We start from the raw sequence: 15,469 nt of genomic DNA, 5'->3' as shown, positions 1-15,469 counted from the left end.
TTGAGACTCCAAATTATATTTAATAACAATTGCTTGATAAGTATAGCAATTGGGAGAGGGAGTCTAATTATCTGTTATGTTTTAAGGAGTTGTATTGAGTAATCTTTCTTTAAACTTGTTGATCGATGCGGGACTTATTACAAGCTCTGGCAAAGTTGTGGATCTCAAAAAACTTCCTGCGAATGAAATATCAAATAGGTTATCTCAGTACAATAGGGGGAGAATTGAAACTGCTGAGTCAGAAATAAGCAATCACGAATCCACTGATAAATTAAGTGCACTATTTAGTACTGGATCTACGAGCAAAAATACAGCCAGCATCCTTTCCTCATCGTTAGTTTATGACTCTATAGTGATTGATGACCCAATAGTAACTTCTTCAAATGAAATAAGCTTTGACAGGTTAGTTCGAGGTTTAAAGTTGTTCGAGTGGGGCTATGAACTTATAAGGGCAAACTTTTTAAAAGTTTTACCAATTTCATTTTTCAATAAACCGAGCAATGATATACCTTTACTTTTGTCCGATGATGCTTTCAAATCTTGTATCCCACCCAAAATACATGACTTTATTCATGAAAATGCAACTCTTAAATCTGTTGTGAGGTCTGATAAAGGAGAAATGCTAATTTTATCTGAAGATGCCTATAAAAATAGACGAACAGCTTTAAATGTTGAGTTTATAAATGATTATTGGAAGTCAGGAGTTAGTCTCTATTTGTTTGAAACTCTAGAGAATTGTATTGAAGATGAATCTGGAGGCTTTGCCTGTCAAAAAATTTGGAACCCAGAAGGAAAGCTTGAAAAAGAAAGGTTTAATACTTGGGCTTATCAAGCAATAAACCAAGCAATTCGCTGTCGCTTAAACAATATATACAATGAGACTTTTCTAGCAGAAAGGCTTGGTCATACTTATATTACAGAATCTTCATTTGAAGCAAAATTTATGAGCATGTCTGGTGATACAACTTGCAGTACAGGTTCAATATCAGCAAAGTTTTTAAAGGCAAATAACAGCTTTATAAATATTGATTCACCAAACACAATTTTAGAGTTGAGAAATAAACATTCTGAAGCTTTTGAAAGGTTTAATTTTTCTTTACAGTCCATTTCAGAAGAATTAAGTGGTGTTGATCCTGAATTGTTCGATAGAAAAGCTGAAAATCTATTTCACAAAGAGATTTTGCCACAAGTTGATGAAATAAGAGATAACGTAAATTTAATATCAAGCTCAGGAGTCAAAGGTGCATTGGGCAGTTTAGTTGGTTTATCTGCTGCTATTGCTACAGGCTCATCTTTACCGTTAATTGCGAGTATAATGAATACAGTGTCTTCAGGTGTAACTGAGGCGTTCCCTGCAATATCTCAGCAACAACGATTTCAAAAAAGACCCGCATATATTTGGCATCGTGTGACAAAAACATACTAACAAGAATAGGTGTCGCGCAGCTAACACCTTATTCGGGTGTTGGACAAGTGAAGCTATTAACGCAAGGCGAGTTTGGTTAGTGTATAAAGCGTATTCATTTTATATCAAGTGGTTAGCCAATATTGACTGCTTTTCTTTTCGTTATTTCTCCTCTCATTTAGTTAACGCCATTCTCTTTATTATCGGAACCGCTTAGCTCGTTCGAGTAACTCCCGTGCATATCATCTCGTGTTGGCAACAAGGACACTTGCGTTTAGCGAGTGGTGATGTCGGTTGAGGGGCTGGAACAAGCAAGTGTGTTAGCGACAACAACAGGCTTACCATAAGCAAGCGTAAGGCTTTTACATTACCGCGCAAAAAACCGTAATCACGCACTCGCTGTAACCCCTTAGGCAGCACATGCTGCAAGATAAGCCATAAAAACTTGAGTGTGGGTAAGGGGGGGAGAGCAGGACGCGGAAGCTATGCGGTCAAGCTTGATGGTACTCCAAGAGTGCGTTTGAATCAGGCTATTAAAATACTTCTTCAAATCAACAGTGGTCAGAGTATCGGGTACGCAATCAAAATACTCAGTAATACGGCGAACGGCACGGGCATAAGCATCAATGGTTGATGGGCGTTTACCTTGTAAGCGAAGGTTGATAAGATGTTGTTGATAAAGGGTATTGAAACGTTGTTGTTGAGCGATGTTCATTGTGATGTCTCCAGTTAAAACGCACCCAGTGGTGGTTTATCTGGTTAAGTATGAACAACCGCGAGTATACTCTGCCGCGGAGCGGCTTCGTTCAACAAGTCATTAAAGCAGGACAAAAAACAGTTGGCTTTTTCTCCTGCGTCGCTTATTTTAGCTAACAATAAATTGCCCATTATTTGGACGTTGGTTTAGGAGAGTTATGAAAGTTATCCATTATATCCTAGCAATTTCAATTGCACCCTTGATACCATTTGGTTTCTATTTTTCTCAACACGAAATGAGCTTTTCTAATAATCAAATCGACTGGGGAGCTTTCGGAAGTTTTATGGGAGGTGTTTCAGGTCCAGTAGTTGCTGCAATTACTTTAATGTTTTTAATTCAATCATTTAGGCAACAATCTAAAGTTTCTTCAATACAAGTATATCTCACTCTATTGAAAGACCATGTTGATTATGTGTTAAATTATAAAACCCAATATTCTGGAGGCTATGAGGGTATCGAGTACCTCGATTATTTATGGAAACAAACGTCAATATTCGATGACGATATTACTGAAATTAATATTAAATCTAGATTTGAAAATAATATTGCTCAAATTCAGCCATTAGTAGAGAACTTTAAGTTTGTATTGAAGCAAATTTCGAAAGACCAATACTTGTCTGTCGATGAGAAGAATAGATTTATAACTTTATATTATTCAAGGTTGACCTCTGTTGAAATAAAATTGTTTTTATCTGTAGCAATCGTCGACACTGAGCTTCATGTTTTACTTTCAAAATATAAGTATGATTTACATATTTCAAAACCAAAAACCGAAGATGCTTTAGTTGATTTTCTTAAGCGTCGAATTGAAACATAACACCCGAAGCCCTTCCTTTTATAGTAAATAGTGCAAGGTGTACCAGCGATGTTCAAGCCAAATCATTAAACTCAAGGCGAGCTTTGCCCCTTCTAGTTACTTCTCCTCTTGTTTTTGTTTACGCCATTCTCCTTGTTATCGAAAACGCTTAACTCGTTCGTGTGACCCCTCATCTCATCTCGTGCTTGAATAGGTTGATGTATAGCACCTCGTTTATCAATTAAAACAGCAGCTTGAATAAATGTTTTATGAGTAGCTAACCCAATAAAAACTATGTTATTGTTATGCATGCTAGCCCCTGTTTTTAGTTATTTAATAAACTAATTATGGCTCAGGCTTTTGAAGTTAACCCACGAATTGGAGGCTAGTCTCGTGGGGAGTCATTATGTCTAATGTAAAAAGGATTTGTACACATGAATATTAATGCGGCTCTATACGGTCAACTTGTTTTCCTTTCCATGTTTATTATTGGTGGTTTAAGTTACTACTTAGCTAAACGTAAAACGTCTACACCTAAAATGGCCACACTAATTGGTGTGTTATTATGTATTGTGCCTCCACTTAATGTTGTGTACCTAGTTGTTTTAATGTTAAAAAATGATGTTGTAGTAAAACAGAGCCATGAAACTTCGTTATGATTTGCATATGCAAACAAGGATAGGTGGAGCATAGCAGGCACCAGAAATTGGCCTTTCTTCCTAATCTTTTAAAGATTCGTTTGGTAGCACCTGAGTGAATAATTGTACCGACTATGTACAGTTATGTTTTCTGGCTGTTAACAATTAACAGGCAGGTTACTAAGAAATGGCTCACTAAATTGTAAGTAGTCATGTCAATTTAACAGTAAGACTGTGAGTCCGTTTACATATTGATCGTCATTTTCTTCCACTTCCTGTGGCGCGATGGCTCCATTTCTGTGAAATGAATAACCCTGTAAGCCATCTATGGCGCGGAATATTACAAGTTTCTGCTAAACAATATTTGATCCATAAATCTGACTGAGGGGCTTTGAGCACTTCATTTGGATTTGCTGAGGGGATCAATACTCTCATCACGCCTTAGCCATTGGTATTAGCATCGTTTTAGTTATTGTTATAATATAACGACATTCGCAAATGCGGCGAAAAATATAAAAAGTGATGATTATACGTCACCCTATTAAAGGAAATAATAATGCATAAGACAAAGTTTGCGTTGTCGGCGCTGGCTATTTTTGCCTCCGCAGCTACAGCAACTGAAAAAAGCGAAGAATGGTTTTTACACAGTAGTATCTCACCTGATAGTAAAACAATTGCATTCTCTTACAAAGGCGATATTTATACTGTCCCAGCTAAAGGCGGAACAGCGCGACCTTTAACACTACATAACGACTGGGATGGACACCCTATCTGGTCCCGCGATGGTAAAAGTATCGCTTTTGCCAGTGATAGAAATGGTAATTTAGACGTTTACGTCATGCCAGCAAAGGGTGGTAAAGCCAAACGACTAACCTATCACTCTTCACATGATATTCCACAAGATTTCACCAAAAACGGCAAGGATATACTCTTCACTTCAAGCCGAATGGACTCTAAGCAATCGACCGTATTTCCAACCTCGCGTTTAACGGAAAGTTATACCGTTTCAGTGAAGGGCAGCACTCCGAAAATGTTGTCAACGATTCCTGCATCAGAGTTGCAGTATTCGCCTAATGGTAAGCAAGTGCTGTATCGTGATGAGAAGTCTTATGAGAACCAGTTCAGAAAACACGATATCTCAGCCTTTGCGCGTGACATCTGGCTACACGATATCCGTTCGGGTGAGCATAAACAGTTAACCACATTTGAAGGGGCCGATCACAACCCGGTTTGGAAAGACAGAAACACCTTCTATTACACGTCAGAAGAAAAGTCTGGAGCCTTTAATGTGTGGCGAACCGATACTGACGGTAGCGGCAAGAAACAAATTACTAAGTTTAAAGAGCATCCTGTGCGAAGCTTATCCATCAGCGATAACGGCACCTTGGCCTTTGTTCATCATGGCAGTGTTTACACCAGTAAAGGTAGCTCAGCTAAGCGGGTAAAAATAGCAATTGCCAATGACATCCAAGAAGATGATCTACTGCCTGTATCCTTAGGCGGTAAAATTACCGAATACGCTGTCTCGCCTGACGGCAAGGAAGTTGCCTTTGTTGCTCGCGGTGAAGTCTTTGTCGCCAGTACCGAGTTTAAGACAACGCGCGCGGTGACCAATACGCCGGAGCAAGAGCGTTCGGTTTCTTTCCATAAAGACGGTAAAACGCTGCTATATGCCGCTGAGCGTGAAGGAACGTGGGGTTTATATGAGACCACTATCGAAAATGAGTCTGAACCATACTTTTTTGCCGCGACGACGTTAAAAGAGCAAATGGTTCACTTAGCTGATACTGACAGCTTCCAGCCTGTTTATTCGCCTGATGGCACGAAAATAGCGTTCTTATCACAGCGTGATGAAATACAGGTTCTAGACCGCAAAACTAAAAAAGTTAAGGTTGCTTTAGGTAAACAACATAACTACTCATACAGTGATGGTGATATCTCGTTTGCGTGGGCGCCAGATAGTTACTGGATGACCGCCAGCTTTTCACCACGTGGTCGTTTGTTCGTGAATAATGTCGGAGTGTTCCCATCTGATGGCTCTGAACAGCCTAAAGATATTAGTTTATCAGGTTATAATGACGGCTCTCCAACGTGGCATACCGACGGTGAAGCCGTGTTATGGTGGAGTTCTCGCTTTGGTCAGCGTGATCACGGCAGTTGGGGGCGTGAAGGTGACGTGTTAGCCGCGTTTTTAACTCAAGACAGCTACGACAAGTTCCGTATGTCAAAGGAAGAATACGCGTTAGCAAAAGAGCTTGAAGAGAAAAAAGAAGAAGGGTCTAAAAAGTCTGACTCTGACAAGGATAAAAAAGACGCGAAAGAGATTAAGCCGGTTGACATTGAATGGGATAACCTTGAGCGTCGCACCGTTCGCCTGACAGTACATTCGTCAAATTTGGGTGAAGCGTACCTGACCAAAGATGCGAAAGATCTGTATTACTTAGCGCGCTTTGAAAACGGTTACGATTTATGGCGTCAGTCTGTGCGTGGCAACAAGACCGAGTTAGTGGCCAAGCTTGGTGCTAATTCAGCAAGTATGTCATTTAGCCCTGACGGTAAGAAGGTATTCATCCTTGCTGACGGTCAGTTAAAACAAGGCGATGTCGGGGAAAATATCAGCTTAAAGCCAATCAGTGTTAATCCAGTGATGCAATTACAAGCCGCTGCAGAACGTGAATTTATGTTCGATCACAGCTGGCGTATCATTAAAGATAAGTTTTACCGCGATGACTTCCACGGCATTGACTGGGATGATGTGGGTCAGTCTTACCGTAACAAGCTATCGTCAATAGGTCACGGTCGTGACTTTGCTAACATGTTCGCGGAAATGACGGGTGAATTAAACGCGTCGCACATTGGTTCATCTTATCGCCCGAAACGAGCGGCTAGCGATGATAGCACGGGTCGCTTAGGCTTGTTTTTTGATCACCGCAAAGGCTTGGTCGTTGAAGAAGTGTTAGCCAAAGGGCCATTTGATAAGGCCAACAGTAAAGTTAAACCGGGTGTTAAACTGACTGCTGTTAATGGCGTTGAGTTATCAAAAACACAGAACCTTTACCAACTGTTAAACCATACGGCTGGTAAACGTGTCAGATTTACCTTTGAAGATTCACGTGGAAGAAGCTTTGATGAAGTGATCAAGCCGACTTTTGGTCACACAATCGATAACTTACTCTATCAACGTTGGGTTAGCTCGCGAGAAGCACTGGTTGAAAAACTATCTAATGGTCGCCTGGCTTATGTCCACGTTCGTGGCATGAATGATCCAAGCTTTAGAACTGTGTATTCGCGCCTTTTAGGAAAACACTTTGATAAAGAAGCGGTTGTGGTCGATACGCGTTTCAACGGTGGCGGTTGGTTACATAATGATTTAGCTAAACTGCTGAGTGGTAACGAGTACTTCACTATGCATGTTCGTGGTCGTCAATATGCAGGAGACCCACTTGATCAATGGAACAAGCCATCCGTGTTGCTAATCAACGAAGGTAACTACAGTGATGCTCATGCGTTCTCTTACACCTATGATGAATTAAACTTGGGTGAAATGGTTGGTATGCCGGTTCCTGGCACAATGACCGCTGTTTGGTGGGAAATGGGCATTTCAGGTGACTTCCGTGCTGGCGTACCGCAAGTAGGTATGAAAAACACGCAAGGCGGCTACCTTGAAAATAGCCAAACTATGCCTGATCACCTAGTGAAAAATGATCCAGAATCTGTATCAAAAGGGCAAGATAAGCAGATTGAGAAAGCGGTTAACGTATTACTTAAGAAATTGAAGTAAAAAGTTTATTACTTTTAAAATCGTAACCCTGTAAGAATCCGCGTTTTGAGCGGATTTTTTTTGACCGCGTTTTGAGCGTTAAAAATACGATAGGGTGGCGAAATTACCCCTGAGTTGACCCCGCTATAAACTCTCTTGCTAGTATCGGGCAGGCACTAGTTTATTGCTGCTTTAATCCAATCAAGCGCTTCATCTCGCTCGATAAATACTTGGATATTTAACGCTGATGAACTAGGGATCGCAGCAGAAAAATCGGCGCTAAACTTGGCCATTTTTGATGGTGCATACACTGCAATTTTGTTGACTTCATCAATTTGACCAAATAATGACAGCGCATCAAAATGAGTCGAGTAGGAGTTTACTTTATTGATGAGTAATGAAAATTTATCATTGAAGACTGACAACATGAGCATGTGGATCTCTTCAACCATGGCTACGTCAATCTCAGTACCCTCATTGACCGTGATCTCACCAATGTCATCTGCAAGCATTCTTAGGACTCCATAAGAGAAGTCGTATGACTTGACATGCTCTGCTGAATAAACTGAGTGAGATATTGAACATTCCGTGTGCAATTTTCGATTCCTTTGAAAACTCTATTAATGTTTATTGTAGTTCACTGTGCCTGAAACTTCAGTATACACAATTTTTTGACACTAAAAACAACATATCATGTTAAAAATTGTTATCAAATGAACCGTTTTATTAATACCTAAAATACTGTTACGTTAGGTTTATTCTGAGACATAACAAAGAGCCTGATGGGGAAGTGACAATGAAAAAAATACAAGTCAAAGTGAATGGCAAGGTTCAAGGCGTCTGGTTTCGTCAATCGACCAAACAAGTCGCACAAGAACTAGGCATTGTTGGGTATGCCCATAATTTGCCTGATAGTAGTGTTGACGTGGTAGCGATTGGTGAAGAGGAGTCAATTCGTCAACTAATTCACTTTCTAGAAAAAGGCCCAGAGTTAGCGTTAGTCACAGGCATTACTATCAGCGATTATCACGGTGCAGGCTTTACAAGCTTTACCACTGATTAATACACAATAGAGTTTAGCTATTAGCTTGTTCTAACCTTGCTTTGGCAACGTTGGTTATATGCCCGTTGAGAAGCTGTGCACACTGTTGATTTATTGTTTAGTTGTTCTGATATTGAAGCGTTGATATGTTGTTCTTGTTTTGAGAATAGCTTGTTCTCATAAAGAAGGTTTATTCCTAAGAAGCCATTACTTATTATATTTACTCAAGAGATAGCTTTTTAACAAAGATAAAGGACATCATGTGTTTAATCGAATCGATCATGTTGAAGTGGTTGTGCATGATCTAGCGAAAAGTATTGAGTTTTATACTGAAAAATTAGGTTTTTGTGTGTTATCTCGATCTAATCTAAACTCTTCGTTTTTTAATGAAGCCGTCATGTTAGGCCAAAATGATATTAAGATTGAGTTATTAAGTACACACAATAGCGGCTCTAATCTTCCTCCTCAAGTCAACTACGGCATCAGGTTGGCGGCTCTTTCTGTTACTTGTATGCGTAAGGTCCTTGATAAGCTTGCTCATCAAGGGGTTCACCCTGTGTGGGGACCGCGTGTCATTGGTGATGCCATTCGAGCTGAAATCTGTGATTTTGAAGGTAACCTTATTGAATTACGACAACAACAGGAGAATTGTGTTGAGTAAGCGAGCTAGTATAGAAATGTGCGATGTTCCAACTGATAGCCTGCTATCTACAACGCTGAGCAATGCGTCCTTTTTTGATTCTTACCAATTTAAAAGCCAATTCAATCATCTCAGTGCGCTCGATATTTGGTTAGCGCATGCAGCAGCCACACCGTGGTGGGTCGATTCATTAATGACATTACGTAATCAAGTCGTGTCGTTTTTTGGTTTAAAGAACCTTGGCCAGATTAGTGCCATTACCACAACTAAAACTGCACAAGAGTATCAAGTTGGTGACAGAGTAGGAATTTTTTCCTTACATGCTTTGAGTGACAATGAAGTGATCTTAGCGGACACTGATAACCACTTGGGGGTTAAAGTGTCAGTACTAAAATCAAGTGAAGAACATGGTCAGGTCACCATATCAACCGTGGTTCATGTCCACAACAGGTTAGGCAGAATCTATATGATGCTGGTTAAGCCTATTCATCGTGTCATTGTTCCTGCATCAATTAGGCGCGCAGAATTTTATTAATAGCTTTTTAAGTTAAGGAAAATGAAATGAGAACAGTAATAATATTAGCAAGCGCTCGTCAGGGTGGTAATACGGCGTTGTTAAGTGACGTTGTGAAAAATAACATTCAAGCTGATGTGCTAGATTTATCTGATTATGCGATTGCACCTTTTGACTATGAATTTGGCAACGGCGGCGATGACTTTATTGGGCTTATCGATAATGTACTAACGTACGATCATGTTGTGTTTGCTACTCCTGTTTATTGGTACACAATGAGTGCGCAGATGAAGGTTTTTTTCGACCGACTAGCAGACTTGTTATTTGTTGAGAAAGAGCGCGGTAGGGCATTTAAAGATAAAGCATGTAGTGTACTAGCAACGGGGCATAGTGAAGTCCCCGCTGATTGTTTTGAACCGCCTTTTATTTTATCCGCTGAGTATTTAGGCATGAGATACCAAGGAATGCTGTATTGCTCATGCCCTGATGGCTTTGTTAAAGCGGACCATCAAACTACGATCGCAGACTTTATCGAATTGACCTTTCACGCTTGATTTGAAAACGTTATCACGCCAATCCGATGGCATTAGTCGATGACTCTATCGGTTAATGCCATTTTAGTGTGTTCAGACTCTCACTTATTTTCAGTTTGCTGACTCAGCATTAGGCCCATCCTTCCACCTGAGTACTCCTTCGATGTTTAAACCTTTTCTCTGCTCGCAACTCATCTTAAAAAGTGACGTTATTGCGCCCAGTCAGATTCGCAATAAACTAAATGTGCTTTTGGCTCATCGGGTAAATTAAGCGTTAGTCCAGACAAACTTTGCTGATAGAGTGTTAATCGAGTGTTATCTTCGGGCTGCCATAAATGAGGTTGCTTAGTTTTTAATTGAGTTAAGACATTTATTGCTTGGCGAGCTTGTCCATGTTCAAAATATGCTCTGGCAAGATAGGTTGCTTGTAATCGAGTTGTCACTTTCTCATCAGCCATATCGATCACCGATTGATAGTCTTCACGTTCTAAATGGATACGCATAATAGAATAGTTACTATAACCCAAGGTGGTTGCTAGATTGAGTTTAGCATTGAGAGTCTTTGCTTCTTCAAGCTGAGTCAGTGCCAGATCAAATTGCCCCAATTCAGTGTATGCCCAGCCGAGAAAAACTAGCGCACTGCCGTGAAGCTCAGGGGTTGGTTCGTTGCCAATAAAGCGTTTCAAGTGGGTGATAGCTTGTTTTAGTTTGCTTTCATCTTTGCCGTGACGCCCTAAAGACTGCTGGTCTAGGCCTTGATCGAGCATGGCAAAAGCAAGGTAAAAATCACTTATCTCTACCAAGGGCTGTGCGCCTAAGGATAACGCGATGTCCTTAGCTTGGGTAAAGTAGCGGCTTGCTGTTGCACCATCGTGAAGTTGCATGTGGTAAAAGCCGGCGTAGTTTAAAGCTTGCGCTAACTCATATGGTTGACTTAACTGTTCATACAAGGCGATTGCATGCTTTAGGGCATCAGCTCTTAGTGATAAAGCAAAGGTATAGTTTTGTGCAATGGCTAGTTGACTTGCCGCGATCATGTTTTTATTGGCGAGTTGCTGATAGAAATTAAGAGCTTTTAACAGTAATGCTTGATTCTGTTGCAGGTTGTTATCGGGGGCTTTTTCAAGTCCTGCGTTGTTAGGGCTGCCTAGATAGAATAGCTTATCTGCCTCAATATTAAGCTCGGTATTCAAGCTTTGTAATTGCTGGGCTTTCTCCTGCCAATGATTGTGAGCGGCCCAATCTTTATTTTGCCACGACAGTTTGGCTTGTAAGCGATAACTGCGAGTCATTAACTTAGCGTCACTAGCTGCTTCTGCTTTACTGATGGCTAGAGTTATCGCCTCTGCTAGGGCATCGTCCCCACGGCGAAATGCCAATTCTGCTTGCCAGTAATGAATAAAAGCATTGAGTGTGGGATCGCTGACTAATGCAGCAGGTGGGATCAAAGTAAATTGCTCTATTGCTTGTTGCCATTGCCCTAATGAAATTGAGCTTCTAGCGCTATAGGCTCGTGCCCAGTGATTATCTTCTCCAAGTAGTAATGAGGCTTGAAAATACTTGTGCGCTTTTAATGGACCTTCCTGTTGTAGTGCTTGCATTCCCTGAGCTAAGGCTTGTGCAGCAAGCGGGTCGTCGACCTCACTTGACTGCTGGCGTTTACGCTGTGGGATCAGCAAGTGCAATAGTTGTTGTGTTACCGAGACAAGTGAGGCAGGAAGTGAAGGGTAGGTTATGCTGCCTTGTTGAGTTCTACCGTCGGCATAAATGATTTGGAAGTCGAGGACTTGCTGTTCACCATGTAATCGTACGCTGGCAAAAATAGCCGCTTCAAGTTGGTGTTCTTTTAATAGGCTGCGAATGTGAACGGGCAACGCAGGCCAATCTAGCTGAGCGTCCAGTAATAGGGCATTCGCGACATCAGGTGGTGTCACATGTAGTTGATTATTATCGATGGCGTCAAGGCGCTGTAAGTCGATAGCGAGCATATCGGCTAAACCAAGCTCTAGCCATGCCATGCTAGCTTGTTCGGTCGCATTAATAAAAGGTAAAACCACCACAGACTTTACACCTGATTGTGAGGTCGTTGTCTCGGTCTGTTGTGTCGCTGAAGAGTTGTGGTGCTGCCATAGAGCCATCGCTGAGCACAGGATGATAACAAATAAGCCTATATAGCGTCTAAGTTGAGTAGTAGAGCGAGACCGTGGTGATGCTTGCTTGTTAGATTGCTCATCCTGTTCGGTAATTAAATGCGGTTGGGAATGATGGTCGTTTGTCATTGCAGCAGGAGGCGCTAATGACACGTCAATGACTTCACCCAGTGGTTGTATCCATTGGTAACCACGTTGGGGGTAGGTTTTTATAAAAGTTGGTGCCTTGGCGTTATCGCCTAGCGCAATTCGCAGTTCGCGGATACTTTGGGTTAATGAGTTTTCGCGATAATCCCCGTGTTGCCATAATTCGGCTAACAGCTCTTCTTTACTAACAATGCGATCTCGCTGCGTTATCAAGTAGCTTAATAAGCTAGCCACTTTATGACGTAATTCGACTTGTGTGTGTTGCACGAGTTCGTCACTGGTTGCTGTGACGTTGTTGGCATCTGAGCATGAGCGGAGAGTACCGCTGCTATCATCGAAATGAAATTGCGCAAATTGATAAATAGGCATGGGGTGTCATCGTTAGTTAATGCATTAATTGCGGTTCATTCTACGTGATTAAACCGTAAAATAACAAGAATATGACTTTTTTAGCCTGACTAAGTTGTGTTTGTAACTCGCTGTTAGTTAGACATTAATTGTTAGTTGTTGTCTATTTTATAAATATTTCATTACGATTTTATCTCGATTTTACTTTAATTCTATTTCTGTTTGATACCTCAACCTCCCTTTTACGCTATAACAGTTTTCCAAGCGAGTAACGGCTAAACAACACGTTGAGTCATTTAACTAACAATAGGGGATTCAATGGAATCTATTATTCAATCGGCATTGATGGATGGGCGACAATCTTGGTATGTGATTGGGATCGTCTTTGCGACGGGATTGTTAACGAGCTTAACCCCTTGCATCTATCCAATGATACCAATTACTGTCAGCGTCATTGGCAAGCAGGCTAAAAGTAGCCACAAACGAAATAGCGAGCATCCACAGCACAGGCATTATCAAACGGTCATATTGTCATTAATTTATGTACTCGGATTAGCGCTGGTGTATGCAGGTTTAGGGGTATTAGCCGCGAGTACAGGGCAACTGTTTGGCGTGGTTGCAAGCCATCCCATTACTTTATTGTTTGTGGCTGGCTTTTGTCTAGTGATGGCTCTGTGGATCTTAGAGTGGGTGACACTGCCTAAACCTAGGTTCTTAGTTAAATTGTCTGAGCACCAAACGTCGACTAATCATGGATGGCTTAACGTGTTTATCGCGGGCTGTTTATCTGGGTTAGTCATGGCACCTTGCACATCACCAGTGTTAGGGATGTTGCTAATGTATGTTGCCTCTGAGGGGCAGTTAGCGTGGGCCGCCTTGTTGATGTTTACGTTTGCACTTGGCATGAGCGCATTGTTGGTACTAGCGGGTAGTGTGAGTGGTTTTGTTGCAGTTTTACCACGCTCAGGGCATTGGCTCAGTGTCGTTAAGTGGCTTATGGCGCTACCCATGTTGGGTGTTGCAGTCTATTTCAGCCTTCAAGCATTACCGCTTTCTTTTTCTTTTTAATTAGCCTAGGAAATCACATGAAACGATTTAATCAAAATGTACATAAAGCATCAAAATTTAGGAAATTAGCACCGCTCATCTTTGGAGGGTTGTTAGGAGTATTTAGTGTAAATTTAATGGCAAAAACGCTAGATATTGGTGATAGTGCTCCTAGTTTTTCGGTAAAAACGTTAAATGGAACCACAGTAAATCTAAGTGATTTTAAAACCCAAAAGCCTGTTTATTTAAAATTTTGGGCCACCTGGTGTACTTATTGTAAAGTGGAAATGCCTCATTTACAGGCAATGTATGACCAATACGGTGATGATATTGAAATTTTAACGGTTAACATCGCAATGAATGACTCAGTTAACAATATCAATACTTTTTTTCAACAGAATGGGCTTAACTTACCCACTACGTTTGACAGTGACGGTAGCTTAACTAGTGCTTACGGTGTCGTGGGTACGCCATTTCACGTGCTGATTGATAAACAAGGCGACATTGCCTATCGAACATTTTTGGTGACGGATAAACTCGATCAGACGATTGTGGAATTAGCAAAAGGAGCAGCACAATGAAAATAGCGACTTGGTTAACACAATTATTGATGCTTGCTGTGGTGAGCGCATCGGTATTTTCCGCTAACGCACAGCGGACAGAATTAAAGCTATTGGCTGAATTAGAAACGGTCACAGGGCAAACTATTGCGCGAGACAAATCAAAAATGACTCACCTTGTGTTCATCGATATCTGGCGCAGTTATGGCGGCCAAGGTGATGAGGAAGTGGTCAATTCATTACCCAAGGCATTTTTACAGCAAAGCCAACAGATTTGGCTGCAACCTGAAATTAATGTTACTCAAGCGCAGCTGATAGAGTTTCAACAGCACTTTCAACAAGTATCTCCATTAGTGTTTGACCGTCAGTTTAAGCTCATGCGAGCGTTTGGCGTTTGGCAGTCACCATTTCATGTTCTAATCCAAGGCAATCAACAGATTTTCTCTGGCGATGCTAAGGCGCTTCGACAGTTCATTGATAACAAATACGGTGAGCAGTCAAGGCTGTCTATCGCGTCAAAAAATGATAAGAAAAGAGAGCCTCAACACGCTGAAGAAAAACTACCTGTAGAAGAAGGATATTCAGCTGTTGTGAAGTCGATTAAACCACATAAACCGCGGGTGGGTGATACAGCGCCAACGTTTTCGACCCATTCTTTACAGGGTAATCCCCTGACTCTCGATTCTATGTTAGCCAAACTTCCAAAAGGGGACTCGTTAAACCTTGTTTTTATTGACGCTTTATGCCCAATGCCTCAATTTCCAAATTGTGAAAGTAAGCTCAAGAAACTTAAAAAGTTAGTCGCAGATAACCCTCAGAGGAAGTGGCTTGGAGTGGTTAACTCATATTATGTTGATGAAGCCTACGTGAAGCAGTTTTCGAACAAGTTTGAACTGAAGATCCCGTTAGCATTTGATGCTGAGAACGCTATTTATAAAGCTTATGATGTTTATGCGTCTCCGTATCAAATTAAGGTGAACCATCTCGGGCGAATCGAGTTACGCAGTGATGTAATGCAGTAAAAAGGTCTCTGAAAAAAGCACTGTTTGTTCTAATTTAACGAACAAACAGTTCGCTTTATCACGGTTTATTTCGACTAACAGCTATTTTAGGATAGAGGCGATTGATAAAT

Annotated in this window: 15 protein-coding genes; 11 read left to right on the top strand and 4 right to left on the bottom strand. The window is 41.1% G+C overall.

Translation table 11 applies throughout. From position 1 onward, the window contains the following. Nucleotides 1-94: 94 nt before the first annotated feature. Nucleotides 95-1,426: a hypothetical protein gene (locus tag Q8W26_RS16150; RefSeq protein WP_101215934.1), complete on the top strand. Its 1,332-nt coding sequence runs from the start codon at nucleotides 95-97 to the stop codon at nucleotides 1,424-1,426. A 192-nt stretch (nucleotides 1,427-1,618) separates the two neighbouring features. Here the strand turns inward: Q8W26_RS16150 and Q8W26_RS17950 are convergent, their stop codons facing one another. After that, entirely contained in the window at nucleotides 1,619-1,825 is a 207-nt protein-coding gene (locus Q8W26_RS17950; RefSeq protein WP_370694291.1) for a hypothetical protein, read from the bottom strand. Continuing rightward, nucleotides 1,815-2,120: a phage integrase N-terminal SAM-like domain-containing protein gene (locus Q8W26_RS16140; RefSeq protein WP_101215936.1), complete on the bottom strand. Its 306-nt coding sequence runs from the start codon at nucleotides 2,118-2,120 to the stop codon at nucleotides 1,815-1,817. The genes Q8W26_RS17950 and Q8W26_RS16140 overlap by 11 nt, the downstream gene beginning before the upstream one ends. 199 nt (nucleotides 2,121-2,319) lie before the next feature. Between Q8W26_RS16140 and Q8W26_RS16135 the strand changes: the two genes are divergently transcribed. The 3 genes from Q8W26_RS16135 to Q8W26_RS16125 all read left to right on the top strand — a co-directional run bounded on the left by Q8W26_RS16135 (nucleotide 2,320) and on the right by Q8W26_RS16125 (nucleotide 7,377). After that, nucleotides 2,320-2,979 (top strand): hypothetical protein, encoded by a 660-nt coding sequence (locus Q8W26_RS16135; RefSeq protein ID WP_101215937.1) that lies wholly within the window; start codon nucleotides 2,320-2,322, stop codon nucleotides 2,977-2,979. A 413-nt stretch (nucleotides 2,980-3,392) separates the two neighbouring features. Beyond that, entirely contained in the window at nucleotides 3,393-3,617 is a 225-nt protein-coding gene (locus Q8W26_RS16130) for a hypothetical protein (RefSeq protein WP_101215939.1), read from the top strand. A 535-nt stretch (nucleotides 3,618-4,152) separates the two neighbouring features. Continuing rightward, entirely contained in the window at nucleotides 4,153-7,377 is a 3,225-nt protein-coding gene (locus tag Q8W26_RS16125; RefSeq protein WP_101215940.1) for a S41 family peptidase, read from the top strand. A gap of 155 nt (nucleotides 7,378-7,532) precedes the next feature. Here Q8W26_RS16125 and Q8W26_RS16120 read toward each other — a convergent pair whose 3' ends face one another. After that, nucleotides 7,533-7,868, bottom strand: a complete 336-nt coding sequence (locus Q8W26_RS16120; protein ID WP_101215941.1) for an STAS/SEC14 domain-containing protein — start codon at nucleotides 7,866-7,868, stop codon at nucleotides 7,533-7,535. 284 nt (nucleotides 7,869-8,152) lie between these two features. On the opposite strand from Q8W26_RS16120, the gene Q8W26_RS16115 reads away from it, so the two are divergent. From Q8W26_RS16115 to Q8W26_RS16100, 4 genes are all read left to right on the top strand, one after another. Next, a complete protein-coding gene (locus Q8W26_RS16115; RefSeq protein WP_101215942.1) occupies nucleotides 8,153-8,419 on the top strand; it encodes an acylphosphatase in 267 nt (88 codons plus the stop codon). A 241-nt stretch (nucleotides 8,420-8,660) separates the two neighbouring features. Further along, nucleotides 8,661-9,059 (top strand): VOC family protein, encoded by a 399-nt coding sequence (locus tag Q8W26_RS16110; protein ID WP_101215943.1) that lies wholly within the window; start codon nucleotides 8,661-8,663, stop codon nucleotides 9,057-9,059. Beyond that, complete coding sequence (locus Q8W26_RS16105; protein WP_305473770.1) at nucleotides 9,049-9,573, top strand: DUF2867 domain-containing protein; 525 nt, start codon at nucleotides 9,049-9,051, stop codon at nucleotides 9,571-9,573. The genes Q8W26_RS16110 and Q8W26_RS16105 overlap by 11 nt, the downstream gene beginning before the upstream one ends. A gap of 26 nt (nucleotides 9,574-9,599) precedes the next feature. Further along, on the top strand, nucleotides 9,600-10,106 hold the full coding sequence (locus Q8W26_RS16100) for a flavodoxin family protein (protein ID WP_101215944.1): 507 nt from the start codon (nucleotides 9,600-9,602) through the stop codon (nucleotides 10,104-10,106). Between the two features lie 188 nt (nucleotides 10,107-10,294). On the opposite strand, the gene Q8W26_RS16095 is transcribed toward Q8W26_RS16100, so the two are convergent. Further along, on the bottom strand, nucleotides 10,295-12,751 hold the full coding sequence (locus Q8W26_RS16095; protein ID WP_101215945.1) for a winged helix-turn-helix domain-containing protein: 2,457 nt from the start codon (nucleotides 12,749-12,751) through the stop codon (nucleotides 10,295-10,297). A gap of 297 nt (nucleotides 12,752-13,048) precedes the next feature. Here Q8W26_RS16095 and Q8W26_RS16090 point away from each other — a divergent pair, with 297 nt between their 5' ends. From Q8W26_RS16090 to Q8W26_RS16080, 3 genes are read left to right on the top strand one after another with little or no spacing between them, the layout of a single operon-like run. Then, nucleotides 13,049-13,798 (top strand): cytochrome c biogenesis protein CcdA, encoded by a 750-nt coding sequence (locus tag Q8W26_RS16090; protein ID WP_101215946.1) that lies wholly within the window; start codon nucleotides 13,049-13,051, stop codon nucleotides 13,796-13,798. 17 nt (nucleotides 13,799-13,815) lie between these two features. Next, a complete protein-coding gene (locus tag Q8W26_RS16085) occupies nucleotides 13,816-14,358 on the top strand; it encodes a TlpA disulfide reductase family protein (protein ID WP_101215947.1) in 543 nt (180 codons plus the stop codon). After that, the gene (locus tag Q8W26_RS16080) at nucleotides 14,355-15,359 is read left to right on the top strand and encodes a peroxiredoxin (RefSeq protein ID WP_101215948.1); all 1,005 of its coding nucleotides are present in this window, start codon (nucleotides 14,355-14,357) and stop codon (nucleotides 15,357-15,359) included. The genes Q8W26_RS16085 and Q8W26_RS16080 overlap by 4 nt, the downstream gene beginning before the upstream one ends. The last annotated feature ends 110 nt before the right edge of the window (nucleotides 15,360-15,469 follow it).

The organism is Psychrobium sp. 1_MG-2023 (assembly GCF_030689115.1).
Taxonomy (GTDB): Bacteria; Pseudomonadota; Gammaproteobacteria; order Enterobacterales; family Psychrobiaceae; genus Psychrobium.
The sequence above is the reverse complement of the archived record's forward strand: the minus strand, read 5'-3'. Positions and strand labels throughout refer to the sequence as shown.